This is a genomic window from Pseudomonas sp. FDAARGOS_380 (genome assembly GCF_002591235.1).
GTDB lineage: Bacteria > Pseudomonadota > Gammaproteobacteria > Pseudomonadales > Pseudomonadaceae > Aquipseudomonas > Aquipseudomonas salmasensis.
This window is the reverse complement of the sequence record NZ_CP023969.1, coordinates 1393715-1418985: the sequence shown is the minus strand read 5'-3', so window position 1 is coordinate 1418985 and position 25271 is coordinate 1393715. Positions and strand designations below refer to the sequence as shown.

Sequence of the window (25271 nt, the reverse complement as noted above, 5' to 3'; positions counted from 1 at the left end):
ATTGATGGCTCTTCATTCTTCGCACTACGCGTTTTGGAAAACACCATGAAAAAAATAACAATTGCCATAGTGGGCGGTGGTTCTGTCGGCGTTGCATATTTTACGCAACTCATTGATGAAGCTGTTCGTCAGGGGCTGAGTCATCATTTGGATGTGCTGATCTTTGAGTCACAGAAAACACCTGGGCCGGGTTATGCGTACCAGGACGACTTTGAGTGCAACTTGCTCAACACGCGAGCCGACGCCATGTCTGCGGTAGCAGGCGACAAGCGGCATTTTATTCGCTGGCTGGAACAGCATGGCGCAGATCAGGCGGTAGATTTTCCACAAACAGTCATCGACGATCACGCCTTCCTGCCGCGCAGCCTGTTCGGCAGATACCTGGCACATCAGTATGAGCAGACGATGGCCGTGGCCCGCGCCCATGGCATTAAGGTCACTGCAGTGACCTCAACCGTCACAGACTTGATCTCACTGTCTGACCAGCGCCCTTGCATTGATACCGAGAGCGGCGTGGCCTACGTGGCGGATCGGGTTGTCCTCAGCATGGGAAACCTGCCATCGACGCGGTTTACTCAGCTCAATGACGTGGCTGGCTTCGTGCGCACGCCATACCCAACCCGGGACATGGTGCGCAACATACCGGCCAACGCTTCGGTGTGTGTGCTAGGGACCGGGCTGTCGGCCATTGACACTGTGCTCTCACTGACAGAAGCCGGGCACCAGGGGAAAATTGTCATGGCATCGCGCACCGGCCGTCTGCCCAGTGTGCGCGGTACCTTTAATCGGCCTCATACACTGACTCATCTGACCCGGGCCCACATCGATAACTTCTGTGATGCAAATGGGGGCCAGCTCAAGCTGCATGACGTCTTTACGATGTTGCTACGTGAGATCGAGGAGGTTACCGGTGACGCCCTGGACTTGAAGCACATCATGAATTCGGGCGCTGGTGTGCTGGACTACATAACGTCCGAGATCATGCAGGCAGACAATGCCGAGCGTCTGTGGCAGTCGGTCATTTACTCGACCAACTCCATTATCGATTATGTCTGGCATCGCCTGTCTCGCGACGACAAGCAGGTATTCCAGACGACATTCGGCAGTCTCTGGTCTTCTTACCGAGTCTCGGTGCCGGTCAAAAATGCTCATAAGTTGCAGGCGTTGCTGAAGGCTGACCGAATACTGGTGCTCGGCGGCGTCAGGCAAGTCACTTACAACCAGGCTTCAAAGGTCTTTGAGACGCGCATTGACGACCGTCGCAGTGCATTTCGTACCGTCGTCGAGAGTGAGTATGTTATCAACGCCACCGGTTACTCCGTTCAGGTGGAACAGTCTGACGTGCCGCTCGTGGTGAATCTGCTCCGGCGCAAGTTGGCCAGGCCCAATGAGTTCGGCGGCTTTGAGTTGGACTTCGAGACAGGAAGGTTGGTGGGTGCAGCTGGTGAGGCCTGGCCTCATGTCTCGGTACTTGGCAGCCTGGCCGCTGGCACGTATTTCTGGACGAATGCGATGGACGTCAACGTCAGGTTGGCGCGGCGTCAGGTTGAAGATGCGCTCAGCGTATTGTCAGGCAGCATCTCTCACGCGGCGTTGCCTTCGGCGCGAGCGCCTCGTCGTCGCTCTGTCACTCGAAGAGGTCGTACGGCTTCTGCTTCGGCGAGCACCCGGCAGAATAGACGCTACGGCCTGAAGGCTGCTCAGGGGAACGCAAACGTGCTTGGGGTACCCGTGCGAGGGGAACTGGCGTCGCCGACGACGCAGTTGGTCTGAGGGCGCTTTGAGCCTGGCCATTTAAATCAAGCCCGCGCAGATCATTTGGGATGCGGGGCCTGAAGCCGGTTGAATCGCAGGCAATAAAAAACCCCAAGGAACATTGTTCCTTGGGGTTTCTCGGTATTTTGGTGCCCAGAGACGGAATCGAACCGCCGACACGGGGATTTTCAATCCCCTGCTCTACCGACTGAGCTATCTGGGCAACGGGGCGCATTAAACGGGTTTTTCAGGGGGTCGTCAAGCAAGTTTTCAAAAAATATTTAATTATTACCGTCGCTTACGTGCAGACCCCGGTTTTTGATCAATTATTGAGCAGGTGGGACGTAGCCTTCGGCCTGGGCGTATTCCTCGCCGGAAAAGAACTTGTCCATTTCGCCCTGCAGGTATTTGCGGTCTTCGGCGTTCATCATGTTCAGGCGTTTTTCGTTGATGAGCAGGGTCTGGTGTTTTTGCCAGTCGCCCCAGGCTTTGGCTGAGACGTGGTCGTAGATGTCCTGGCCCTTGGCACCTGGGTAAGGAGGGCGTTCCAGGGCTGGCAGTTCTTCTTTGTACTTGCGGCACATAACGGTGCGGGTCATGACGAAACTCCTGCGTTCAATACATCGGCCGCGCGCTTCAGCAGTTTTTTCACCGGGGCGGCAAGGCCCAGGCGCGGCGGGGTGGCGAGGTTATACCAGAGCCAGTCGGCCTCGGCCACGTGATGGGCGGTTTCCTCGACCTGGACCAGCCAGGGTTCGATGGCCAACTGAAAATGGCTGAAGGTGTGGACCAGCCCGGGCAGTTCCTGATGCTTGCCCAGCGCCAGCGCGTGCTGGTTGGCGAGGTGATCCAGGTCTTGCAGGTCGTCCAGCTCCGGCAAGCTCCACAAGCCGCCCCACAAGCCCGTAGAAGGGCGACGGTAAAGCAGGATCGCGCCCTCGGCGTTGGCCAGCATCGGCATCAGCGTGCGCTTTTGCGGGATGGTCTTGCGCGGTTTGGGGATCGGGTAGCGGGTTTCCAGGCCCAGCATGTGGGCTTCGCAGGCTTTTTCCAGCGGGCAAAGCAGGCAACTGGGTTTGCTGCGGGTGCAGAGCGTGGCGCCCATGTCCATCATGGCCTGGGTGTAGGCGTTGACGCGGGTATGGGGCGTAAAGCGCTCTGCGGTGGCCCACAGCTGCTTGGCCACCTTGGGCTCGCCCGGGTAGCCCTCTTGTGCGGTAAAGCGCGCCAGCACGCGTTTGACGTTGCCGTCGAGGATCGGTGCGCGCAGGCCCATGCTCAGGCTGGCAATCGCGCCAGCGGTGGACAGGCCGATACCCGGCAGCTCGGTGAGCTTTTCCACGTCGCGGGGGAATTCGCCGCCGTGTTCGGCCACCACGATCTTCGCGGTCTTCTGCAGGTTGCGCGCCCGGGTGTAGTAGCCCAGGCCCGTCCACAGGTGCAGCACTTCATCTTCCGGCGCGGCGGCCAGGGCTTCGACCGTCGGCAAGGACGCCATGAACCGGTCGAAGTAGTTGAGCACGGTGCTGACCTGGGTCTGTTGCAACATGATCTCCGACACCCACACCCGGTAAGGGGTGATGCCCTGTTGCCAAGGCAGGTCGTGGCGGCCATGGCGGTCGTACCAGTCCAGCACCGCTTGTGAAAACTGCTCGTTTCTCATCGGTTGAACAGGCCTTTCAAAGCGTCTTTGAGCTTGGGGTTAACCTTGTCGAGTTTCTCTTCCAGCTTCTCGTTCAGGCGATTGCCGGCCGCCTTGAGGGCGACCTGGCCCAGGCCGTCCTTGTCCAGGCGGCAGGCCTTGGCGCCCAGCTCAAGCGGGCCACGGCAGCGCAGCGGCACCTCAATGCCCTGGAAGTTGGCGCCGACCTGGCAGGCCGGGTCCGGCACGTCGCGCTTGTCGCCTTCGACGATGATGCCCACGCGGTAGTCCATGCCCAGCACGCGCAAATCCACATCACCGTTGCCGTTGAGCGTGAGGCCCGGGATACGCACTTTCAGGTCGGGGTTGCTGGCCACGCCGTTACGGAACGTGAGGTTGCCGCGCAGTTCCTGGAAGGGCGTGTCCTTGCCGCCTGGGGTGGTGCTCAGGGTCTTGCGGTTGAGCAGGGCGATGCCGGTACACAGCTGCTGCTCGATGTTGGCATTGAGCAACACGCCGTTGTTGATCACGAGGCTGGCGGTACCGTTGAGGCTGTCGATCAGGGCTTTCTGGCTGTTGCCGCGGCCGCTGAGGTTGCTGTCGAGGGTGAGCTGGCCTTTGACCGGCGGGGTTTTCCCTTGGGCCTGCAGGATGCGTTCAACAGGCACCTGCTTGATGTGGCTTTGCAGGGCCAGCACGGGTGTGTCCTGGCGTACGTCAAGTGTGCCGTTGGCCTGGAACGTGCCGTTGTAGAGACCGCCGCTGAGAGTGTCGAGCTTGAGTTGCCCGTCGATGCCGGAAGCTTTGAGCACCGCGTTCTGAATGGGCAATTGGCTCAGGGTCAGCTCGCCAAAGGCCAGGTCTGCATTCACGTCCAGGCTGCGCAGGCGGGTCAGCGGCAGCAGTTTGTCGTTGCTCCAGGCGCCTTTGGTCGGCGCCTCCGGCAATGGCGTGTTGCCGCCTGCCGCCATGGCGCCGGCTTCGCTGCTCTGTACTTCGGCCTGGCGTGCAGCGGTTGCACCTTTGGCAGCTTCGGATTTGGCCGGCAAGTAGTTGTCGGCATTGAAGGTATCGGCCTTGAGCTGTACCCGCAGTGACTGCTTGGCGAAGTCCTCGACAGCGACACGGCCGCTGAAGGTGCTTGCATCGAGTTTCAGGTTCAGGTTTTCCAGGGCCACACTGGTGGGCGTGCCGTTGAGGCGGCTCACTAGCTCGACCTTGCTCAGGCTGCCCGGGGCCATCGCAGGCAATGGGTGGCCGACGCTCTCAAGAAACTTGGCCAGGTCAAACTGGGCGACCGACAGGGCGCCGCTGATCTGCGGGGTCTTGTCCAGGTCATTGGCCTTCAGTTCGCCCAAGGCGCGCAGTTGGTTGGCCGCCAGTTTCAGGTTGGTCCATTCGGCGACGTTGGCCGCCAGGTCCACCAGCAGTTGGCCCTGGGTGGAGAAGCTCACCGTCTTGCCTTGCAACGGCTCACCAGTGGCCTCGCCGCTAAAGCGCATGTCTTCGAACTGGTAACGCTTGAGCGCGCGCTGGATGCGCAAGTTGCCGTTCAGCTCAGTCTTGACCCGCATCAGCGGCTGGTTGCTGCCCAGGAAAGCCGTGAGTTTCAGCGGGATGCTGGCGCCTTCGTGGATGGCACCGGCACTCAACTGGATGCTTTCGGCACTCAGCTGCTTGCCGGTCTGTTCATCGGTGTATTCGACGCGGGCGTTGTTGATGGTCAGGCTGTCGATGTCCAGGCGGATCGGCTGCGGTGGCTTTTCCGGCTTGGTTTCCGCCACGGGCTCGACCGGCGCGGGAGCGGGGGTACCTGTGGTTTCGTCAGGCAGGTTCTTGCCGATGTCTTCCCAGTTACCGTGGCCCTGCTTGTCGCGGTTCAGGCGCAGGTTCAGGCCTTCGACACGCACATCGCTCATCTGCACTTCGCGGCGCAGCAGTGGCAGTACGCGTACCGACAGGCCGAGCATCTGCAAGTCGGCGAAAGGTTGGGTGGGTGCGGTCAGGGTCGCGACGCTGGCCTCGTGCAGTTCCAGGCCCAGCCAGGGGAACAGGCTCCAGCCGATATCGCCATTGAGCGTCAGCTCGATGTGGGCCTTGTCGCGGGCTATCTGGCGAACTTCTTCTTTGTAGTCGTTGGGATCGAAAAGGTGGGTCAGGGCAAAGCCGAGCGCCACAATGATCAGCAACAGCCCGAGAAGTACCAGACCCAGGATTTTGCCGAACGCTTTCATGGGCGAGTCCTTGTATGTCGATTTCAAAATTTAGCCGCAGAGTATAACGCTCGACGGCCCGCGTCAGTTCACGGATCGTTACATTGTATCCATGGGCGCGGAAATAGGATTTTGACGTCAGAAAAATACAGATAATCCAAAAAGGTAGTGGCAATCTGATTTTTCTCACATCCACTGGTGCTAATCTCTGCACGTTCGTCCGCCTTCTGCGACTTAAGGTCGCGCCTAAAGGGAAGTTCCACTCAACAAAACGGCCACGCTTTGCGTGCAAGGCCGAGGGAGAGAGCGCCTGACGGACGCATACCAATAACTGGGGGAAACACCAAATGAGCACTAGCACTGTGGCCGGCACTGACGCCGCACAGCCTGCGTTCCTGTCCAAGGAGCGCATCATCGCCAAGCCGGGCTTCAACCGCTGACTGGTTCCACCGGCCGCCCTGGCCATCCACCTGTGCATCGGCATGGCCTATGGTTTCTCGGTGTTCTGGCTGCCGTTGTCCAAGGCGCTGGGTATCACCGCGCCAGTGGCCTGCGCGCCGGACATGAGCTTCATCGCCCAAGTCTTCTCGTCCCAATGCGACTGGCCCATCTCCATGCTGGGCTGGATCTACACCCTGTTCTTCATCTTCCTGGGCTGCTCCGCAGCGATCTGGGGCGGTTGGCTGGAACACGCCGGGCCGCGCAAGGCCGGGGTTGTCTCGGCACTGTGCTGGTGTGGTGGCCTGCTGATCTCGGCCCTGGGTATTTATACCCACCAGATCTGGCTGATGTGGATCGGCTCCGGGGTCATTGGCGGTATTGGCCTGGGCCTGGGCTATATCTCGCCCGTTTCGACCTTGATCAAGTGGTTCCCGGACAAGCGTGGCATGGCCACCGGCATGGCGATCATGGGCTTTGGCGGCGGCGCGATGGTGGGTGCACCTTTGGCCGCAGCACTGATGGGCCATTTCTCTTCGCCGACCAGCGTCGGTGTATGGCAGAGCTTTGTGGTGATGGCGGCGATTTACTTCGTGTTCATGATCGGTGGTGCACTGCTGTATCGCGTTCCGCCAACCGGCTGGAAGCCTGAGGGCTGGACCGCGCCAGCGAAGAAAGCCAGCAATGCGATGATCACTCACCGCCATGTGCATGTGAATGTTGCGTGGAAAACCCCACAGTTCCGTCTGGTATGGCTGGTGCTGTGCCTGAACGTCTCGGCCGGTATCGGCATCCTCGGCATGGCTTCGCCACTGCTGCAGGAAGTGTTCGGCGGCAAGTTGCTGGGTGTCGATGTGCCATTTGGTCAATTGGATGCGGGCCAGTTGGCGTCCATTGCGGCCATCGCCGCTGGCTTTACCGGTCTGTTGAGCTTGTTCAACATCGGTGGCCGGTTCTTCTGGGCGTCGTTCTCTGACTACCTGGGGCGTAAAAATACCTACTTCGTGTTCTTCGCCCTGGGCTTTGCCCTGTATGCGCTGATCCCGAACCTGGGGCACCTGGGTAACGTGGCGCTGTTCGTGGCGGCGTTCTGCATCATCCTCTCCATGTACGGCGGTGGTTTTGCCACAGTTCCGGCCTACCTGGCCGACCTGTTCGGTACCCAGATGGTTGGCGCGATCCACGGTCGCCTGTTGACCGCTTGGGCCGCTGCGGGCGTGTTGGGCCCGGTGCTGGTGAACTACCTGCGTGAATACCAGTTGAGCATCGGCGTTGAACGCGCCGCGGCCTACGACATCACCTTGTACATCCTCGCCGGCCTGCTGGTGCTGGGCTTTATCTGCAACCTGCTGGTGCGCCCGGTGGCCGACAAGTACTTCATGACTGATGCAGAACTTGCCGCCGAACAGGCGCTGGGCCATGACAAAGGTGCCGATGCGAGCACCGTGCTGGAGTGGAAAGCCTCCGCCGCCAGCAAGCCGCTGGCGATTGCCGCGTGGCTGGTAGTGGGTATTCCGTTGGCGTGGGGTGTGTGGGTGACCCTGCAGAAGACCGCAGTACTGTTCCACTAACACTGCAAACCCTTGTGGGAGGGGGCTTGCCCCAATGCATTACCCTCTGTAGGAGCGAGCTTGCTCGCGAAAAACGTCAACGATAAAGCGCGGTTTCTGAATGAACGCGGCGCCTGTGAGTTTTTCGCGAGCAAGCTCGCTCCTACAGAGTCTTAGGTGACTGGCATTGGGGCAAGCCCCCTCCCATATTGGTTTCCCAGGTTTTCAGGGGCTGTGCTTCACATGTATGCACATGTCTATCCCCGACACTCCATCAGTCTTATCCCCTTCGTTGTTTCTGTTTAGCGCCCGCGCCCCTATAATGGCTGCCTTTTTCGCCCAATGATTTTGCGGAGCTGGTGATGGCCGAACGTAAGGCATCTGTCGAGCGCGACACTCTGGAAACCCAGATCAAAGCCTCGATCAACCTGGATGGCACCGGAAAGGCCCGATTCGATATCGGTGTACCTTTTCTTGAGCACATGCTGGACCAGATCGCCCGTCACGGGCTGATCGACCTGGATATCGTCGGCAAGGGCGACCTGCACATCGACGACCACCACATGGTGGAAGACGTGGGCATCACCCTCGGCCAGGCGTTTGCCAAGGCCATCGGCGACAAAAAAGGCATCCGTCGCTACGGTCATGCCTATGTCCCGCTGGACGAAGCACTGTCCCGTGTGGTCATCGACTTCTCCGGTCGCCCGGGCTTGCAGATGCACGTGCCTTACACCCGCGCGAATGTGGGCCGTGGCTTTGATGTGGATTTGTTCCAGGAATTCTTCCAGGGCTTTGTCAACCACGCACTGGTCAGCCTGCACATCGACAACCTGCGCGGCACCAACACCCACCATCAGATCGAAACCGTGTTCAAGGCTTTCGGCCGCGCGTTGCGCATGGCTGTGGAAGTCGATGAGCGCATGGGCGGGCAAATGCCGTCGACCAAGGGCGTCCTGTAATGCAGACGGTCGCGGTTATCGATTACGGCATGGGTAACCTGCACTCGGTGGCCAAGGCCCTTGAGCATGTAGGCGCCGGCAAGGTGCTGATCACCAGCGATGCCAACGTGATTCGCGAAGCCGACCGCGTGGTGTTCCCCGGGGTTGGCGCGATTCGCGATTGCATGGCCGAGATCCGCCGCCTGGGCTTTGACAGCCTGGTGCGCGAGGTCAGCCAGGACCGCCCGTTCCTCGGCATCTGCGTGGGCATGCAAGCCTTGCTCGACAGCAGTGAAGAGAACGGTGGTGTCGACTGCATCGGCCTGTTTCCGGGCCAGGTGAAGTTCTTCGGCAAAGACCTGCATGAAGAGGGCGAGCACCTCAAAGTTCCGCACATGGGCTGGAACGAAGTGCGCCGCACCGTCGACCACCCGCTGTGGCACGACATTCCGGACATGGCGCGTTTCTACTTCGTGCACAGCTACTATATCGCCGCCGGTAACCCGCGCCAGGTGGTGGGTGGCGGGCATTACGGCGTCGATTTTGCCGCCGCGCTGGCCGATGGTTCGCGTTTTGCCGTGCAGTTTCACCCGGAGAAGAGCCATACCCATGGCCTGCAATTGCTGCAGAACTTCGCCGCGTGGGATGGTCGCTGGTAAATGGCCAGGAAACCGAAGCAGCCGATCTTGAACCTCGCGCCCGAGCAGGAGCGTGAGGCTACCGACAAGATCAAGCGATTCATGGAGGACCGTTTCGAGCTCAAGCTGGGCTCGTTCGAGGTCGCCGAAATTCTTGAGCTGTTCACCACCGAAGTGGCGCCGCATTATTACAACAGGGCGATTTTCGACACGCAGACGCTCCTTAAAGAAAGGTTCGAAAGCATCGAAAGCGACTTGTGGTCGCTTGAGAAACCCTGATTTCCCAAGCATTGCTGAATATCGAATAAGGTTTGCCAGATGCTGATTATCCCCGCTATCGATCTCAAGGACGGCGCTTGTGTCCGCCTGCGCCAAGGCCGCATGGAAGATTCCACCGTGTTCTCCGATGACCCGGTGAGCATGGCTGCCAAATGGGTAGAAGGGGGCTGCCGTCGTCTGCATCTGGTGGACTTGAACGGCGCCTTCGAAGGCCAGCCGGTCAATGGCGAGGTGGTCACCGCCATCGCCAAGCGCTACCCGACCCTGCCGATCCAGATCGGCGGCGGTATCCGTTCCCTGGAAACCATCGAGCACTACGTCAAAGCGGGCGTGAGCTACGTGATCATCGGCACCAAGGCCGTGAAAGACCCAGCCTTCGTCGCCGAAGCCTGCCGCGCTTTCCCGGGCAAAGTGATCGTAGGCCTGGATGCCAAAGATGGTTTCGTCGCTACCGACGGCTGGGCTGAAATCAGCACCGTGCAGGTGATCGACCTGGCCAAGCAGTTCGAAGCCGACGGCGTGTCTGCCATCGTTTATACCGACATCGCCAAAGACGGCATGATGCAGGGCTGCAATGTGCCCTTCACCGCAGCCCTGGCAGCGGCCACCAAGATCCCGGTGATCGCTTCCGGCGGCATTCACAACCTGGGTGACATCAAGTCGCTGCTGGACGCCAAGGCCCCCGGCATTATTGGTGCCATCACTGGCCGTGCGATTTACGAAGGTACCTTGGACGTCGCCGAAGCCCAGGCTTACTGCGATGCCTACAACGGCTGAGGACTGACCATGGCGCTGGCCAAACGCATCATCCCTTGCCTGGACGTCGACAACGGTCGCGTGGTCAAGGGCGTCAAGTTCGAGAACATCCGTGACGCCGGCGACCCGGTGGAAATTGCCCGTCGCTACGATGAGCAAGGTGCCGACGAGATTACCTTTCTCGACATCACCGCCAGCGTCGATGGCCGCGACACCACGCTGCATACCGTCGAGCGCATGGCCAGCCAGGTGTTTATCCCGCTGACCGTGGGCGGCGGCGTGCGCACCGTGCAAGACATCCGCAACCTGCTCAACGCCGGTGCCGACAAGGTCTCGATCAACACCGCCGCGGTGTTCAACCCCGAGTTTGTCGGCGAAGCCGCGCAGCACTTCGGCTCGCAATGCATCGTGGTGGCTATCGACGCCAAGAAGGTGTCCGGCCCGGGCGAAACCCCGCGCTGGGAGATCTTCACCCATGGCGGGCGCAAGCCTACCGGGCTGGACGCGGTGGAGTGGGCGATGAAGATGGAAGGCCTGGGCGCCGGTGAAATCCTGCTGACCAGCATGGACCAGGATGGCATGAAAAACGGCTTCGACCTGGGCGTCACCCGCGCCATCAGCGATGCCCTGGGCATTCCGGTGATCGCATCGGGTGGGGTGGGCAACCTGCAGCACTTGGCCGATGGCGTGCTTGAAGGCCACGCCAGCGCAGTGCTGGCGGCGAGTATTTTCCACTTTGGCGAATACACAGTACCCGAGGCCAAGGCCTACATGGCCGCACGCGGTATCGTCGTGCGCTAAACGCTGCTGGACACCATGGCAGGCTCGCGGCACTCTCTGCGCTTGCCATGGATTCCGGTAGCCTTCATGTTCAAACACCTGCTGCTCGCCCTCGCCAGTTCCTCCATGCTTATGGTGGCTACGGCACACGCCGAACAACCGTCTGACGCCTCCCTGGTGCTGCTGACGGAAAATTTCCCGCCCTACAACATGGCGAAAAACGGCAAGAACTTCGCCAAGGACGAGAATATCGAAGGCATCGCCGTAGACATCATGCGCGAAACCTTCAAGCGCGCCGGCATTTCCTACAACCTGACCCTGCGTTTCCCTTGGGAGCGAATCTACAAGCTCGCCCTGGAAAAACCCGGTTACGGCGTGTTTGTGATGGCGCGGTTGCCAGACCGTGAAGCCTTGTTCAAATGGGTCGGCCCCATCGGCCCGGACGATTGGGTGCTATTGGCCAAGGCCGACAGCAAGATCCAGCTGCAAAACCTTGAGCAGGCGCGCCGATACAAGATCGGCGCCTACAAAGGCGACGCCATTGCCGAAAGCCTGGACAAGCAGGGGCTCAAGCCGATTGTCGCCCTGCGTGACCAGGACAATGCGCAAAAGCTCATGGAAGGCCAGATCGACCTGTGGGCCACAGGCGACCCTGCCGGGCGTTACCTGGCGCGGCAGGTGGGGGTGAACGGGCTCAAGACGGTATTGCGCTTCAACAGTGCGCAGCTTTACCTGGCGTTGAACAAGGACGTGCCGGATGAGCTGGTGGCCAAGCTTCAGTCCGCGCTGGACCAGTTGCGTGAAGAAGGCCGTATCGACCAGATCATGGCCAACTACCTGTAGGAGCGAGCTTGCTCGCGAAGGACGTCAACGATGACGCGGGTATCCAGGGGGTACGCGGCGGTCTCAAGTTTTTCGCGAGCAAGCTCGCTCCTACAGGGGGGCGTCAGCGATAGATGCCGTTCTTGCCATGCCCGGCCATCGCCCGGTTACTGCGCACGCTGATCATCAACTTGATATCGATCCACTCCACGCCCTGTGCCTTGAGCTTGGGCAATTCGCGCTCCAGCACCGCCAGCGTCTGTGGATAAGGATGCCCGATCATCACCGCCGAGCCCTGCTTGTGCGCCAGCTTGATTGCGGTTTGCAGCTGCGTGGTAATCGCCGCTTCGGTGCGTTCGTCATCGAGAAAAACATCCCGCGACACATGGGCCAAACCGATCTTCTGCGCTTCGGCGGCGGCGACGGTCTGCGCGCTGGTGCGGCTGTCGACGAAGAACTTGTGGCGCCGTTGCAACTCACTCATCAGCCAGGTCATCGCCACCGGTTGTGCGGTCATGCGGCTGCCCATGTGGTTGTTGATGCCTGCCGTGTAGGGCACGGCATCGAACGCGGCATCCAGGCGCTTGCCCAGTTCTTCGATGGACAGCTCCGGGTGCCAGGCGAAGGGGCCGGTGGCCGGGTCCATGGGCATGTGCAGGATCACGATCTTGCCAGCCTTGTGGGCCTCACGGGCGAATTCGGCGGCGTGGGGCGTGTCCGGCATGATGGCGGCGGTCACCGGGCCGGGTAGCGCGAGCACGCGGCGATCCCGAGGCAGGTTTTGCCCCAGGTCATCGATGATCAGTGTCAGGTAGGCTTTGTGCGGTTCGCTGGCAGGGGCCGCTTGAGCGACCCCTGCCAGGCTGCACAGCACAGCGATGATCAGGGCAAGACGCATGATCAACGGCTGCGGGTGATGCTCAAGCCCTTGAGCAGGCTGAGTGCCTGGGCCAGTTGGTAGTCATCGTCCTGGGGCATCGGCTTGGCCTTGGCGCGGCTGCCGGTTGGCTGGTCGGCGCCGCCGTTGCCATTGCCCAGGTGACCTTGCAGGTCGGCTTCTTTGTAGTATTCGCCATCGATCTCGTTGGTGATCTTGGCGCGGCGTACTTCGATGTCCGGCACGATGCCCTGGGCCTGGATCGAGCGGCCGTTGGGTGTGTAATACAGCGCCGTGGTGATCTTCAGCGCACGCTCGTTGTTCAGCGGCAATACGGTCTGCACCGAGCCTTTGCCGAAGCTGGTGGTGCCCATCAGCACACCGCGCTTGAGGTCTTGCAGGGCGCCGGCGACGATTTCCGAGGCCGAGGCGCTGCCGCCGTTGATCAAGACCGCCAGTGGCACGTTCTCGCTGAGGTCGTTGCCGGTGGCCGAGAAGCGCAGCTCGGAGTTGGCGATACGGCCCTTGGTGTAGACGATCAAGCCCTTGGTGACGAAGTGGTCGACCACCTCGACCGCCGACTGCAACACGCCGCCTGGGTTGTTGCGCAGGTCAAGCACGATGCCGTTGAGCTTCTTGCCGTTGTCTTTGCGCAGCTTGGCCAGGGCCTTGGCCACTTCGTCGCCGGTCTTGACCTGGAACTGGGTGATACGGATGTAACCGTAGCCCGACTCCAGCAACTGGCTCTTCACGCTCTTGACCGTGATGGTCGCGCGGGCCAGGGTCACGTCAAACGGGTTGCCGCCGTCGCGCACCAGGGTCAGGGTGATCTTCTGGCCGAGCTTGCCGCGCATCTTGTCGACGGCTTCGGTCATGGTCTGGCCGCGGGTCGGCTGGCCGTTGATCTTCACGATCAGGTCGCCGGCCTGGATACCGGCCTTGGACGCCGGGGTGTCGTCGATAGGCGAGACCACTTTGATCTGGCCGTCTTCGGAGCCCACTTCGATGCCCAGGCCGCCGAACTCACCGCTGGTGCTTTCCTGCAGCTCGGCGAAATCTTCCGGGCCCAGGTAGGCGGAGTGCGGGTCGAGGTTGCTGAGCATGCCCTTGATGGCATTTTCCAGCAGGGCCTTGTCGTCTACGGGTTCGACATACGCTGCCTTGATCCGGTCCATGACCTCGGCAAAGGTGCGCAGCTCGTCCAGCGGCAACGGCGCCTTGGTCGTCGCAGCCATGGCGGGTACAGCCGGTGCGGCCTGGTCGGCAAAAGCCAGAGGCGCGCCGATCACCAGGGCGATCGTCAGGGCCAGCGAAGTGAGGCGGGACAAATGCAGCATGTCGAACGAACTCCTAATGTAGATGCGACCCTATCCTTGGGACCGGCACCATTGTGCAGGGTCGCTCGGGCGGCCCTGCTGACGAATAGCGAAGTACAGCGCCGGGGTGTCCTGGCCACCACTGTTACCGACAGTGGAGATGGATTCACCGGCTTTTACAACATCACCTGCCGACTTGAGTAATGTCTGATTGTGGCCGTAAAGGCTCAAATAGCCATTACCGTGGTCAAGAATCACCAGCAAACCGGCGCCCCGCAACCAATCGGCAAACACCACGCGCCCACCGTGCACGGCGTGGACCTGGCTGCCGGCAGAGGCGCTGATCATCACGCCATCCCACTTGGCACGGGTGTCATCGCCACGGGTTTCCCCAAAGCGTGCCAGTAATCGACCATCAACCGGCCATGGAAGTTTGCCGCGCGCTGAAGCAAAAGGGCCGCCGAACGACTCGCCACTGCTGGAAACCAGCGGGCCAGGCGCTGCACGCGCCGGTTTGCGCGGGGCTGGAGCGTCGGTGGTGGCAGCCAGTTCGGCCTCACGCTGACGCTTTTTTTCGGCTTCCTGCTGGGCGATCAGCGCTTTTTGCCGCGCTTCTTCGGCCTCGCGTGCCTGGCGGGCCAGGGTTTCTTCGATGGTCTTGAGCACTTTGGCCAGGTCGGCCTGATCCTGCTCGCGGGCCTGCAACTTGGCGTCGCGGGCTTTTACGTCGCTGTTGAGCTTGGCCAGGGCCTGCTGGCGTTCCTTGCGTACTTTATCGAGCTGGTCGCGCTGGGTGTCCAGGGCGGTTTTCTGGTCGAGCAGCTGGGATTGCTGGTCGGCGATTTCCTGTTCGACATTGGCCAATTGGCGCAGGGTTTCGTTAAACCCCTTCAATTGCGCCAGGCGCGCCTGGCTCAGGTAATCGTAATAGGTGAGGGTGCGGGCGAATTTTTCCGGGTTCTGCTGGTTGAGCAGCAGCTTGAGGTACTCCTGGCGGCCGCTCTGGTAGGCGGCACGGGCCTGGATCGCGATCAGACGTTGCTGTTCAACGCGTGCGCTCTGGAGTTTTTTTTTCTCAGCGTCGAGTCGCTCCAGTTCCGACTCGCTCTTCTTTAGTTCTTTTTGCAGCTCCTGGACCTGCTTCTCCAGCTTGCCCATCTCGGTTTCCGTGCCGCGCAGGTCTTTCTGCACCCCGGATTTTTCTTCCTGGAGCTTGCCGAGCAGCTTTTTCAGCTCGGTAATGTCCTGACGCGTAGCGTCCAACTGTTGTTGGGTTTGTGCACGCTCATCGGCAAACGCCGGTTGGAGCAGGCAGACAAGAGCAAGGGTTATCAAGGCGCGAAGCATAGAGGCGGGCGACACCAGGGGAAAAGGACGGCCTAGTATGCCCGCCAAGCGCTGCAAAAAAAACGCCCAATTGGGGCTGGCGGGCAAGATAGGCGCCGAGTGGCGATGGTATGGCGAAAAGACATCTACCAAACACCACAAAACCAATGTGGGAGCGGGCTTGCCCGCGATTGCGGTGGGTCAGCGACATAGATGTCGACTGATTAGCCGCTATCGCGGGCAAGCCCGCTCCCACACTGTTTTGTGGCGTACTTTGGATCAGATCAGGATCGAGGTCCCGGTCATCTCCTTCGGCTGCTCCAGCCCCATCAGTTTCAGCATGGTCGGCGCCACATCCGCCAGCACGCCACCTTCACGCACTTTCAGGTCACGTTTGCCGACATAGATGAACGGCACCGGCTCGGTGGTGTGCGCGGTGTGCGCCTGGCCGGTGGATTCGTCGGACATCTGCTCGCAGTTGCCGTGGTCGGCGGTGATCAGCGCTTCGCCGCCGACTTTATCCAGCGCGTCGACGATGCGGCCAACGCACAGGTCCAGGCATTCAACCGCCTTGACCGCCGCTTCCAGGTTGCCGCTGTGGCCAACCATGTCGCCGTTGGCGTAGTTGACCACGATTACGTCATAGCGCTGGTTTTCAATGGCGTCGACGATCTTGTCGGTGACTTCCGGTGCGCTCATTTCCGGCTGCAGGTCGTAGGTCGCGACTTTTGGCGACGGGATCAGGATGCGCTCTTCGCCAGGGAACGGCTCTTCGCGGCCACCGGAGAAGAAGAACGTCACGTGGGCGTATTTCTCGGTTTCGGCGATGCGCAGCTGGGTCTTGCCGTTCTTAGCCAGGTAGTCTCCCAGCACGTTCTCCAGGCTGCCCGGGGCGAAAGCCGACGGGGCCGGGATGTTGGCGGCGTATTGGGTGAGCATGACGAACTCGACCTTTGGCTGGCGAGCGCGTTCGAAGTCCTTGAAGCCTTCATCGACGAACACATGGCTCAGCTCGCGGGCACGGTCGGCGCGGAAGTTCATGAACACCACTGCGTCGCCATCTTCGACCTTCACCGGCTCGCCGATGGTGGTGGCCTTGACGAATTCATCGCTCTCGCCACGGGCATAGGCCGCTTCCAGGCCTTCCTGGGCGGTGGCTGCGTTGAATTCGGCCTGGCCGTCGACGATCAGGTTGTAGGCCTGGGAGACCCGGTCCCAACGGTTGTCACGGTCCATGGCGAAGTAGCGGCCCACCAGGCTGGCGATGCGGCCTTTGCCCAGGGCAGCGAAGGTGGTGTCCAGCAGTTCGATGGAGGATTGCGCGCTTTTGGGCGGCGTGTCGCGGCCGTCGAGGAAGGCGTGCAGGTAGATTTTGTCAGCGCCGCGCTTGAATGCCAGTTCAGCCATAGCGACCAGGTGATCCTGATGGCTGTGTACGCCGCCGTCCGACAACAGGCCCATGAAGTGCACGGCCTTGCCGGCGGCAACGGCTTTATCGACCGCCGCGCAGATGGTCGGGTTCTCGAAGAACTCGCCATCGCGGATCGCTTTGGTGACACGGGTGAAGTCCTGGTACACCACTCGTCCGGCGCCGAGGTTCATGTGGCCGACTTCCGAGTTGCCCATCTGGCCGTCCGGCAGGCCCACGTCCATGCCGGAACCTGAGATCAAGCCGTTGGGCACGGTGGCGGTCAGACGGTCCAGTACCGGCTTATTGGCCGAGTAAACCGCGTTGTCGTGGTGGCTTTCACTGTGTCCGAAGCCATCGAGAATTATCAGGACCAAAGGTTTAGGCGTGGTAGTCATAGATCCTCTCGCGGCGCTAATAAAGGAAGACAATTGAAAAGGGAGTGGCAGTTTAAAGCGAAGTTCCAACCACGTCACCGCTTTACGGGGGTTGGCCCCCCCTGGCGGCTGTGTATACTTACCGCCATTTTAACGCCCTGGAACCTCCTTGATGGTTGATCACCTGATTGCATTTGCCACTGCCCACTACCTGCTTGTGGGCGCCTTCGTCATCCTGCTGGCGCTGCTGATCGCTCATGAACTGAGCCGCGGTGGTCGCAGCCTGAGCACGTCGGAGCTGACCGCGCTGGTCAACAAGGATGAGGCCGTCGTCGTCGATATTCGCCCGGCCAAGGATTATGCCGCCGGCCATATCGTGGGCGCCCTGAACATTCCCCAGGACAAGCTGATGGCGCGCCTGGGCGAACTGGAAAAGCACAAGGCCAAGACCATCATCCTGGTCGATGCCCAGGGCCAGCACTCCGGCGCCCACGCCCGCGAGATGCTCAAGACCGGCTTCACCGCCGCCAAGCTGTCCGGTGGTATCAGCAGCTGGCGTGGCGATAACCTGCCGTTGGTGAAGTGATATGAGCCAGGTTGTCGTGTATTCCAGCGATTGGTGCCCTTACTGCATGCGGGCCAAGGCCTTGCTTGAGAAAAAGGGCGTTGCCTTCGAAGAGATCAAGGTCGATGGCAAGCCCCAGGTGCGCGCCGAAATGGCCCAGAAGGCTGGCCGCACGTCGGTCCCGCAGATCTGGATCGGCACCCGGCACATCGGTGGTTGCGACGACCTGTTTGCCCTGGAGCGCGCCGGTAAACTTGATGCGCTGCTGTCCGTCTGACTCCTAAACCCTTAAGAACCCAAGATAAAGAAGGATCTGCGATGACTGATCAACAGAACACCGAAGCAGCAGAAGCTCAAGGCCCACAGTTCTCGCTGCAGCGGATCTATGTGCGTGACCTGTCGTTCGAAGCGCCAAAAAGCCCGGCCATCTTCCGTCAGGAATGGACCCCAAGCGTTGCGCTGGACCTGAACACTCGTCAGAAATCCCTGGAAGGTGACTTCCACGAAGTGGTGCTGACCCTGTCGGTCACCGTCAAGAATGGTGAAGAAGTTGCTTTCATCGCTGAAGTGCAACAGGCCGGTATCTTCCTGATCCAGGGCCTGGACGAAGCGTCCATGAGCCACACCCTGGGCGCGTTCTGCCCGAACATCCTGTTCCCGTATGCCCGTGAGACCCTGGACAGCCTGGTCACCCGTGGCTCGTTCCCGGCACTGATGCTGGCGCCGGTGAACTTCGATGCCCTGTACGCCCAAGAGCTGCAGCGCATGCAACAGGAAGGCGCGCCAACGGTTCAGTAAGCCTTCGATGTATAAAAAAGCGCCATCACAGGCGCTTTTTTTATGTACTGCTCACGCCTGTAGGAGCGAGCTTGCTCGCGAAGAGCGTCAACGATGACGCAGCGCTATCAGGTAGCCCACATTGCCTGTTGGTTTTTCGCGAGCAAGCTCGCTCCTACAGGGAGAATGGGGGTTACTTGAAGCCCAGTTGGCGCCAGCCTTCATAGACGGCGACGGCCACGGTGTTGGACAGGTTCAGGCTGCGGCAGCCTTCACGCATCGGCAAGCGCAGGCGATGGCCATCGGGCAATGCGTCAAGCACCTCGGCCGGCAGGCCTCGGCTCTCGGGGCCGAACAGGAACGCGTCGCCCTCGGCAAAGCTGGCATCATGAAACGGCCGCGAGCCCTTGGTGGTGAACGCGAACAGCCGTGGGTGGCCCAGGCTCTCCAGGCAGCTGGCGAGGTCGGCATGGCGCTTGAGGGTGGCGTACTCGTGGTAGTCCAGCCCGGCACGGCGCAGGCGCTTGTCGTCCATGTCAAAGCCTAAAGGCTCGATCAAATGCAGGTGGCAGCCACTGTTGGCGCACAGCCTGATAACGTTGCCGGTATTCGGCGGAATTTCTGGTTGAAAAAGGATGACGTGAAACATGCACGGCTCCGAAGGCAAAGATGCGCTGCATTCTACCCCCGAAGACGACCCGAGACCGAAGCTATTGCCGAGGGTGTTGGGCTCATTGGCGATTGTCGGCTTGATGATTGGCTTGATGATCGGCCGCTTGACCACCCCCGAGCCGCTTGAGCTGCAGCAGGTAGAACCTGCGGCGGATGGTTTGGTGGTGTGGTTCAACAATGAACCCAAGCTGCACGGCGAGCATATCGACGGCACCGTGGCGTTGCTGTTTGACGCCCAGGGCAAGGCAGCCAGCGGGCAGCTCAAGGTCAATGACAAGGACGTGAATTGGCGCATACGCAAGACCGATGCTGGCTTACTGCTGAACCTGGTAGCGGCCCGGCCGTTGCGTGGGGAGTGGAGCGGTGCAGAGGTCGATGGCCGCTGGCGGCTGGAGATCCATCTCCACGAGCAATAAAAGAGGGAGTTCCCGGCCTGCCTGTACCAGGGCTCCCAAAACGGGGTGAAGCCTGAGGCTTCGGTGTTAAAGAGGGGATTCTCGGCCTGCCTGTACCAAGGTCCCCGAAACTGAGTAGTACAAGGGGTATTGCAGGGGGCGTGCCAAAACTTGCAATTGCTGCTTGAAAAAAATGCCAAAAAGCGCAAGGCCCCGGAATACGGGGCTTTGGTAGGTGCTGCGGTTATGAACGTCGTAGCAAAAGCGCTCTGTGAGGTTTCGGGTCTGTGCTCAATGCCGGTTCATCGTGCATTGAAGCGGTGCACAGTCTGCAGGCATTGCACAAAACAAATGTGGGAGCTGGCTTGCCTGCGATGGCGGTGTGTCAGCCCTAGATTGGGTGACTGACACACCGCCATCGCGGGCAAGCCCGGCTCCCACACTAGACCTTCAGCGGTCTTGGGATTCAGGCCTCATCACCCTCGTCATCATCCCCACCATCCACCTTCATCCCCAATTCCTTGATCTTGCGCGTCAGGGTATTACGCCCCCAACCCAGCAGCACGGCGGCATCGCGACGACGGCCGGCAGTGTGCTTCAACGCAGTCTCGATCATGATCCGCTCGAACGCCGGCACGGCGCTGTCCAGCAGGTTCGACTGGCCGCGTGCCAGGGCCTGGTCAGCCCATTGGCGCAGCGCCTGTTCCCAGTTGGTCACGGGGGCCGAGTCCTGCGGCAGACTCAGCAGCTCCGGCGGCAGGTCGCTGATGTGCACTTCGCGCCCGGACGCCATCACGGTGATCCAGCGGCAGGTGTTCTCCAACTGGCGCACGTTGCCGGGCCACGGCAGGTTCTTGAGGTATTCCTCGGTCTCGCTCTTGAGCAGCTTGGGCTCCACGGCCAGCTCCAGGGCGGCGCGGCTGAGGAAGTGGCGGGCGAGGGTGGGGATGTCTTCGCGACGGTCCGACATGCGCGGGATGTGGATGCGGATCACGTTGAGGCGGTGGAACAAGTCCTCACGGAATTTACCCGCATGCACCAGGGTTTCCAGATTCTGGTGGGTGGCCGCGATGATGCGCACATCCACCTTGACCGGCGTATGCCCGCCCACGCGGTAGAACTCGCCGTCAGCCAGCACGCGCAGCAAGCGAGTCTGGGTATCGGCAGGCATGTCGCCGATTTCGTCGAGGAACAGCGTGCCGCCGTCCGCCTGTTCAAAGCGCCCTCGACGCAGGTTGGCCGCGCCGGTGAACGCGCCTTTTTCATGGCCGAACAGCTCGGACTCCATCAAGTCCTTGGGGATCGCCGCCATGTTCAGCGCGATGAACGGCGAGGCCGCCCGTGGGCTGTGGCGGTGCAGGGCATGGGCCACCAGTTCTTTACCGGTCCCGGATTCGCCGTTGATCAGCACGGTGATGTTGGAGTGGCTCAAGCGCCCGATGGCGCGAAACACTTCCTGCATCGCCGGCGCTTCCCCGATGATTTCCGGGGTGCGGGTCAGGGTCGGCGGGGCTTCCTGGTTCTGTTGTTCCTGGGCATGCTGGTTGGCGCGCTTGACCAGCGCCACCGCCTCATCCACGTCGAATGGCTTGGGCAGGTATTCAAAGGCGCCGCCCTGATAAGACGCGACAGCGCTGTCCAGGTCCGAGTGGGCGGTCATGATGATCACCGGCAAACGTGGGTGCTGCTCGCGAATGCGCGCCAGCAAGTCCAGGCCACTGGCGCCAGGCATGCGAATGTCGGAAATGATCACGTCCGGCTGCTGGCGTGCCAGGCGGCTCATCACCCCATCGGCGCTGTCGAAGCTCTGGGTGGTCATGCCTTCTTGTTGCAAGGCTTTTTCGAGGACCCAGCGGATAGAACGGTCGTCGTCGACGATCCAGACAGTTTCACTACGGCTCATGTCGTGGGGGCTCCTTGTTCCAATGGCAGGAAGATCGAGAACGTGGTGTGGCCAGGGTGGCTCTCACATTCGATCAGGCCCTGGTGCTGGCTGATGATGTTCTGGGTAATGGCCAGGCCCAGCCCGGTACCGTCCGGGCGGCCGCTGACCATGGGAAAGAAGATGGTTTCCTGCAGCTCCGCAGGAATGCCGGGGCCGTTGTCGATGATCTCGACCTTGGTCACCAGGCGATGGCGCACATGGCCGATGGTGAACTGGCGCAGAGCGCGGGTACGCAGGCTGATGCGGCCCAGGCGCAGCTCGTTCTGGCTGCTGATGGCCTGCATGGCGTTGCGCACGATATTGAGTACCGCCTGGATCATCTGCTCGCGGTCGATCAACACGTCGGGAATGCTTGGGTCGTAGTCGCGCACCAAGGTGATGCAGCCCTGGCTTTCGGCCTCGACCAGTTGGCACACGCGCTCCAGCACCTCATGCACGTTGGTCATCGCCAGGGACGGCAGCTTGTTGGAGCCCAGCATGCGGTCGACCAGGTTACGCAGGCGGTCGGCTTCCTCGATGATGACGTTGGTGTAGTCCTTGAGGTGCTCGTCCGGCAGCTCGCGGGACAACAACTGTGCCGCGCCGCGAATACCGCCCAGCGGGTTCTTGATCTCATGGGCGAGGCCGCGCACCAGCATTTTGCTGGTTTCCTGCTTGGACAGCTGCGCTTCCTCCTTGGTGATGCGCAGCAGGCGGTCGCGGGGGTGGACTTCGAGCAGCAGCAGGGTCGCGCCATTGCTCAGGATCGGCGTCACGGCGTAATCGACGGTCAGCGTCTGCCCGGTCAGCGCGGTGAGCATCGCTTCGCGCTTGGTGAACGGGTGTGCCTGCTCCACGGCCTGGCGCAAAGAACTCAAGGCTTCGGCCGACTCGGTGAACAATTCGCTGATGAACTGCCCATGGCTGCGCTGGCCGCTGATGGCCAGGAGCATCTCCGCCGCCGGGTTCATGTACTCAAGGCGCAGGTCGGCATTGAGCAGGATGGTCGCGGTGGTCAGGTTGTCGAGTAACAAACGGTGCAGTGCATCGCTGATGGTCATCGGGACCTCTTTTGGAGCAAGGCGCGGGCTTGAGGCACACGCTGATACAAGGAAAATGCAAAAACCAAACCAAGGCTCCGAAAAGAAGCGCTAATGCCCTGAAATAAGGGGTTCAGGCGCGAAACTGTGGCGTTCTGCCAGCTTGAACGGGAAGTTTCGAACCAAAATGGGCTGGGCAATTGAGAAGGGTGCAGGCTATCGCACCAATATAGTGCGGTTTTATGAAGGTTGTTCAGCAACTGAAGATTTAAGGCAAATCGCAGTCAGTGTGGGAGCTGGCTTGCCTGCGATAGCGGTGGCGGATTCAACACCGCTATCGCAGGCAAGCCAGCTCCCACATTTTTAATTGGGTTTGCAGGCACTAGTTTTTGTAAATGCACAGCTCGGCGGTGGCGCGGATCATCGCCAGTTGGCGCAGCGGATCGTTCAGCGGTTCGTGCACGGCCTCGGCGAGCCATTGGGGGCATTTGGGGTCGGTGCGCAGGGGTGTGAAGTCGGCCAACTGCTGCAGCAGCCTTTTTTGCAGCTCGTCCAATCGCGGGCGGATCTGCTGGACCAAGTCCGGGCGCGGGTCGTCGGGCGCCTTGCCCTGGAACTGCCAATCCGACAGGTGGGTGTATTGCACCAGTTTGTTGGCTTCGATCTGGGCGGCGAAGAACTGCTCGGCAGCGGTCGGGTCCAGCTTGTAGCTCTGCGCCTGGGCAGTGACGCTGGCGATCACCTCTTGTTCGCGCTTCTTGTCCTCCACGGGCTTGTGGCTGTCCCATTTGCTCAGTGCTACCTGGTCGGCAATCTCCAGGCGTTCGGCGATGCTGTTGAGCAAGGGGTCGAGCGTAGGCGGCGCGGCGTTTGCTGTGGCACTGGCCAATAGCAGGGCAAAGACGAGTCGATGTTTCAAGGGCGATCCTCTGTAGGAGCGAGCTTGCTCGCGAAGGTCGCTAACGATAACGCGTCAATGTTGAAAAAAATGCGGTGTCTTGGCGTTTTTCGCGAGCAAGCTCGCTCCTACAGGAAGTGCGGTGAATAATCTCAGGCAAAAAAAAGACCTCCCGAAGGAGGCCTTTTTCATCACGCTACCTTAAGCAGCGCTACCGGATCAGCAGCTGTAGTACAGCTCGTATTCCAGTGGGTGTACGAAGGTGCGTACTTTGATTTCTTCTTCGCTTTTCAGGGCGATGTAAGCGTCGATGAAGTCGTCGCTGAAAACGCCGCCTTTGGTCAGGAACGCACGGCCCTTGTCCAGCTCTTCCAGGGCTTCTTTCAGGCTGCCGCACACTTGTGGGATCTCTTTGGCCTCTTCAGGCGGCAGGTCGTACAAGTTTTTGTCGGCGGCGTCGCCAGGGTGGATCTTGTTCTGGATACCGTCCAGGCCGGCCATCATCAGGGCGGCGAAGGCCAGGTAAGGGTTGGCAGCCGGGTCCGGGAAGCGTGCTTCGATACGACGGCCTTTAGGGCTGTTGACGTAAGGAATACGGATCGAGGCAGAGCGGTTGCGTGCCGAGTAGGCCAGCATCACCGGCGCTTCAAAACCTGGGACCAGACGCTTGTAGGAGTTGGTCGACGGGTTGGTGAAGCCGTTCAGGGCCTTACCGTGCTTGATGATGCCGCCGATGAAGTACAGGGCGGTATCGGACAGGCCGGCATAGCCTTCGCCAGCGAAGGTGTTCTTGCCGTCTTTGGAAATCGATACGTGAACGTGCATGCCCGAGCCGTTATCGCCGTACAGCGGCTTAGGCATGAAGGTAGCGGTGCGGCCATAGGCATCGGCAACGTTGTGCACGCAGTATTTCAGGGTTTGAACTTCGTCAGCCTTCTTCACCAGCGTGTTGAATTTCACGCCGATTTCGTTCTGGCCGGCAGTCGCCACTTCGTGGTGGTGAACTTCAACGGTCTGGCCCATTTCTTCCAGTGCGTTGCACATGGAGGTACGGATTTCGTGGTCGAAGTCGAACGGTGGTACTGGGAAGTAGCCGCCTTTCACGCCTGGACGGTGGCCTTTGTTGCCGCCTTCCACGTCCTGGTCGGACATCCACGAGCCTTGCTCGGAGAAAATCTTGAACATGGAGCCGGAGATATCGGATTTGAACTTCACCGAGTCGAAGATGAAGAACTCTGGCTCAGGGCCGAAGAATGCGGTGTCGCCGATACCGGTGGACTTCAGGTATTCCTCGGCACGGTGGGCGATGGCGCGTGGGTCGCGGTCATAGCCTTGCATGGTCGAAGGTTCGATGATGTCGCACACCAGGATCAGGGTTGGCTCTTCGGTGAACGGGTCGAGTACGGCTGTGCTGTCGTCAGGCAGCAGGATCATGTCGGAGGCTTCGATGCCTTTCCAGCCGGCGATGGAGGAACCGTCGAACATCTTGCCGACTTCGAAGAAGTCATCTTCCAGCGCATCGCGAGCCGGCATGGTCACGTGGTGCTGAGTGCCTTTTGTGTCCGTGAAGCGCAGATCAATCCATTTAACGTCATGATCTTTGATGAGTTGAACCGACTTCGACATGGTGTCCTCCGGGTGGCTTCGGGCTTGGGTAGTGGAGTTAGCCCTTAGAATTTGGGTGATGCCGGCGCGGATACTCCGCCAAGGCAACCTGCCTCACAAGAGAGCAAATTGCATGCCAGTGCGCCAACATGGCCGTTTTGCCTCAAAATGGCCCCTATAACGGTGCAATCGGCAAAAACGGCATAAATCGCGCACTGCAATGTAGCGTTTATTTGGGTAAATGACCCGTTTTGGTGCGTTGCATGTGCAATGCATATTA

The 25271-nt window shown here is 60.5% G+C and carries 23 protein-coding genes, 1 tRNA gene and 1 pseudogene; 12 read left to right on the top strand and 13 right to left on the bottom strand.

Annotation, left to right across the window (positions count from 1 at the left end):
* The first annotated feature begins 45 nt into the window (after positions 1-45).
* A complete protein-coding gene (locus CRN80_RS06775) occupies positions 46-1773 on the top strand; it encodes an FAD/NAD(P)-binding protein (RefSeq protein WP_098949802.1) in 1728 nt (575 codons plus the stop codon).
* 129 nt (positions 1774-1902) lie between these two features.
* On the opposite strand, the gene CRN80_RS06770 is transcribed toward CRN80_RS06775, so the two are convergent.
* The 4 genes from CRN80_RS06770 to CRN80_RS06755 all read right to left on the bottom strand — a co-directional run bounded on the left by CRN80_RS06770 (position 1903) and on the right by CRN80_RS06755 (position 5631).
* Positions 1903-1978, bottom strand: a tRNA-Phe gene (locus tag CRN80_RS06770).
* Positions 1979-2081: 103 nt separating this feature from the next.
* The gene (locus CRN80_RS06765; RefSeq protein ID WP_032894036.1) at positions 2082-2354 is read right to left on the bottom strand and encodes an oxidative damage protection protein; all 273 of its coding nucleotides are present in this window, start codon (positions 2352-2354) and stop codon (positions 2082-2084) included.
* Positions 2351-3418, bottom strand: a complete 1068-nt coding sequence (mutY, locus tag CRN80_RS06760; protein WP_098949801.1) for an A/G-specific adenine glycosylase — start codon at positions 3416-3418, stop codon at positions 2351-2353. Before mutY ends, CRN80_RS06765 begins: the two co-directional genes overlap by 4 nt.
* A complete protein-coding gene (locus CRN80_RS06755; protein WP_098949800.1) occupies positions 3415-5631 on the bottom strand; it encodes an AsmA family protein in 2217 nt (738 codons plus the stop codon). Before CRN80_RS06755 ends, mutY begins: the two co-directional genes overlap by 4 nt.
* 326 nt (positions 5632-5957) lie before the next feature.
* On the opposite strand from CRN80_RS06755, the pseudogene CRN80_RS06750 reads away from it, so the two are divergent.
* The 7 genes and pseudogenes from CRN80_RS06750 (at position 5958) to CRN80_RS06720 (ending at position 11832) form a co-directional block, all read left to right on the top strand.
* Positions 5958-7619 (top strand): annotated as a pseudogene (locus CRN80_RS06750) (OFA family MFS transporter).
* A 341-nt stretch (positions 7620-7960) separates the two neighbouring features.
* Positions 7961-8557 (top strand): imidazoleglycerol-phosphate dehydratase HisB, encoded by a 597-nt coding sequence (gene hisB / locus CRN80_RS06745; protein WP_003187781.1) that lies wholly within the window; start codon positions 7961-7963, stop codon positions 8555-8557.
* The gene (gene hisH, locus CRN80_RS06740) at positions 8557-9195 is read left to right on the top strand and encodes an imidazole glycerol phosphate synthase subunit HisH (RefSeq protein ID WP_003187782.1); all 639 of its coding nucleotides are present in this window, start codon (positions 8557-8559) and stop codon (positions 9193-9195) included. The genes hisB and hisH overlap by 1 nt, the downstream gene beginning before the upstream one ends.
* Positions 9196-9453, top strand: a complete 258-nt coding sequence (locus CRN80_RS06735) for a DUF2164 domain-containing protein (protein ID WP_032900357.1) — start codon at positions 9196-9198, stop codon at positions 9451-9453.
* 39 nt (positions 9454-9492) lie between these two features.
* On the top strand, positions 9493-10230 hold the full coding sequence (gene hisA, locus CRN80_RS06730) for a 1-(5-phosphoribosyl)-5-[(5-phosphoribosylamino)methylideneamino]imidazole-4-carboxamide isomerase (protein WP_032894030.1): 738 nt from the start codon (positions 9493-9495) through the stop codon (positions 10228-10230).
* A gap of 9 nt (positions 10231-10239) precedes the next feature.
* The gene (gene hisF, locus CRN80_RS06725) at positions 10240-11010 is read left to right on the top strand and encodes an imidazole glycerol phosphate synthase subunit HisF (RefSeq protein ID WP_003187786.1); all 771 of its coding nucleotides are present in this window, start codon (positions 10240-10242) and stop codon (positions 11008-11010) included.
* 66 nt (positions 11011-11076) lie between these two features.
* Positions 11077-11832, top strand: a complete 756-nt coding sequence (locus CRN80_RS06720) for an ABC transporter substrate-binding protein (RefSeq protein ID WP_098949799.1) — start codon at positions 11077-11079, stop codon at positions 11830-11832.
* A gap of 103 nt (positions 11833-11935) precedes the next feature.
* Here the strand turns inward: CRN80_RS06720 and CRN80_RS06715 are convergent, their stop codons facing one another.
* The 4 genes from CRN80_RS06715 to gpmI all read right to left on the bottom strand — a co-directional run bounded on the left by CRN80_RS06715 (position 11936) and on the right by gpmI (position 17136).
* Positions 11936-12709, bottom strand: coding sequence for a divergent polysaccharide deacetylase family protein (locus tag CRN80_RS06715; RefSeq protein WP_098949798.1), 774 nt, complete (start codon positions 12707-12709; stop codon positions 11936-11938).
* Positions 12710-12711: 2 nt separating this feature from the next.
* Positions 12712-14025 carry a S41 family peptidase gene (locus CRN80_RS06710; RefSeq protein ID WP_032894023.1) on the bottom strand — a complete coding sequence of 438 codons (1314 nt, stop codon included), beginning with the start codon at positions 14023-14025 and terminating at the stop codon, positions 12712-12714.
* Positions 14026-14055: 30 nt separating this feature from the next.
* A complete protein-coding gene (locus CRN80_RS06705) occupies positions 14056-15351 on the bottom strand; it encodes a murein hydrolase activator EnvC (RefSeq protein ID WP_003187792.1) in 1296 nt (431 codons plus the stop codon).
* Between the two features lie 258 nt (positions 15352-15609).
* On the bottom strand, positions 15610-17136 hold the full coding sequence (gpmI, locus tag CRN80_RS06700) for a 2,3-bisphosphoglycerate-independent phosphoglycerate mutase (RefSeq protein WP_032894022.1): 1527 nt from the start codon (positions 17134-17136) through the stop codon (positions 15610-15612).
* A 151-nt stretch (positions 17137-17287) separates the two neighbouring features.
* Here gpmI and CRN80_RS06695 point away from each other — a divergent pair, with 151 nt between their 5' ends.
* From CRN80_RS06695 to secB, 3 genes are read left to right on the top strand one after another with little or no spacing between them, the layout of a single operon-like run.
* The gene (locus CRN80_RS06695) at positions 17288-17701 is read left to right on the top strand and encodes a rhodanese-like domain-containing protein (protein WP_098949797.1); all 414 of its coding nucleotides are present in this window, start codon (positions 17288-17290) and stop codon (positions 17699-17701) included.
* A gap of 1 nt (position 17702) precedes the next feature.
* On the top strand, positions 17703-17957 hold the full coding sequence (gene grxC / locus CRN80_RS06690; protein ID WP_003187797.1) for a glutaredoxin 3: 255 nt from the start codon (positions 17703-17705) through the stop codon (positions 17955-17957).
* Positions 17958-17998: 41 nt separating this feature from the next.
* Positions 17999-18478: a protein-export chaperone SecB gene (gene secB, locus CRN80_RS06685; protein WP_032894017.1), complete on the top strand. Its 480-nt coding sequence runs from the start codon at positions 17999-18001 to the stop codon at positions 18476-18478.
* Between the two features lie 172 nt (positions 18479-18650).
* On the opposite strand, the gene CRN80_RS06680 is transcribed toward secB, so the two are convergent.
* Positions 18651-19106, bottom strand: a complete 456-nt coding sequence (locus tag CRN80_RS06680) for a tRNA (cytidine(34)-2'-O)-methyltransferase (RefSeq protein ID WP_003171120.1) — start codon at positions 19104-19106, stop codon at positions 18651-18653.
* On the opposite strand from CRN80_RS06680, the gene CRN80_RS06675 reads away from it, so the two are divergent.
* On the top strand, positions 19105-19545 hold the full coding sequence (locus tag CRN80_RS06675; protein WP_098949796.1) for a hypothetical protein: 441 nt from the start codon (positions 19105-19107) through the stop codon (positions 19543-19545). The two genes, CRN80_RS06680 and CRN80_RS06675, sit on opposite strands and share 2 nt — an antisense overlap.
* A 445-nt stretch (positions 19546-19990) precedes the next feature.
* On the opposite strand, the gene ntrC is transcribed toward CRN80_RS06675, so the two are convergent.
* The 4 genes from ntrC to glnA all read right to left on the bottom strand — a co-directional run bounded on the left by ntrC (position 19991) and on the right by glnA (position 25012).
* Positions 19991-21427 carry a nitrogen regulation protein NR(I) gene (gene ntrC, locus CRN80_RS06665; protein ID WP_003187806.1) on the bottom strand — a complete coding sequence of 479 codons (1437 nt, stop codon included), beginning with the start codon at positions 21425-21427 and terminating at the stop codon, positions 19991-19993.
* On the bottom strand, positions 21424-22509 hold the full coding sequence (gene glnL, locus CRN80_RS06660) for a nitrogen regulation protein NR(II) (protein WP_014716523.1): 1086 nt from the start codon (positions 22507-22509) through the stop codon (positions 21424-21426). Before glnL ends, ntrC begins: the two co-directional genes overlap by 4 nt.
* Positions 22510-22870: 361 nt before the next feature.
* Positions 22871-23407 carry a chorismate mutase gene (locus CRN80_RS06655; RefSeq protein ID WP_032894012.1) on the bottom strand — a complete coding sequence of 179 codons (537 nt, stop codon included), beginning with the start codon at positions 23405-23407 and terminating at the stop codon, positions 22871-22873.
* A 198-nt stretch (positions 23408-23605) separates the two neighbouring features.
* Positions 23606-25012, bottom strand: a complete 1407-nt coding sequence (gene glnA / locus CRN80_RS06650) for a type I glutamate--ammonia ligase (protein WP_003187811.1) — start codon at positions 25010-25012, stop codon at positions 23606-23608.
* Positions 25013-25271: the final 259 nt, after the last annotated feature.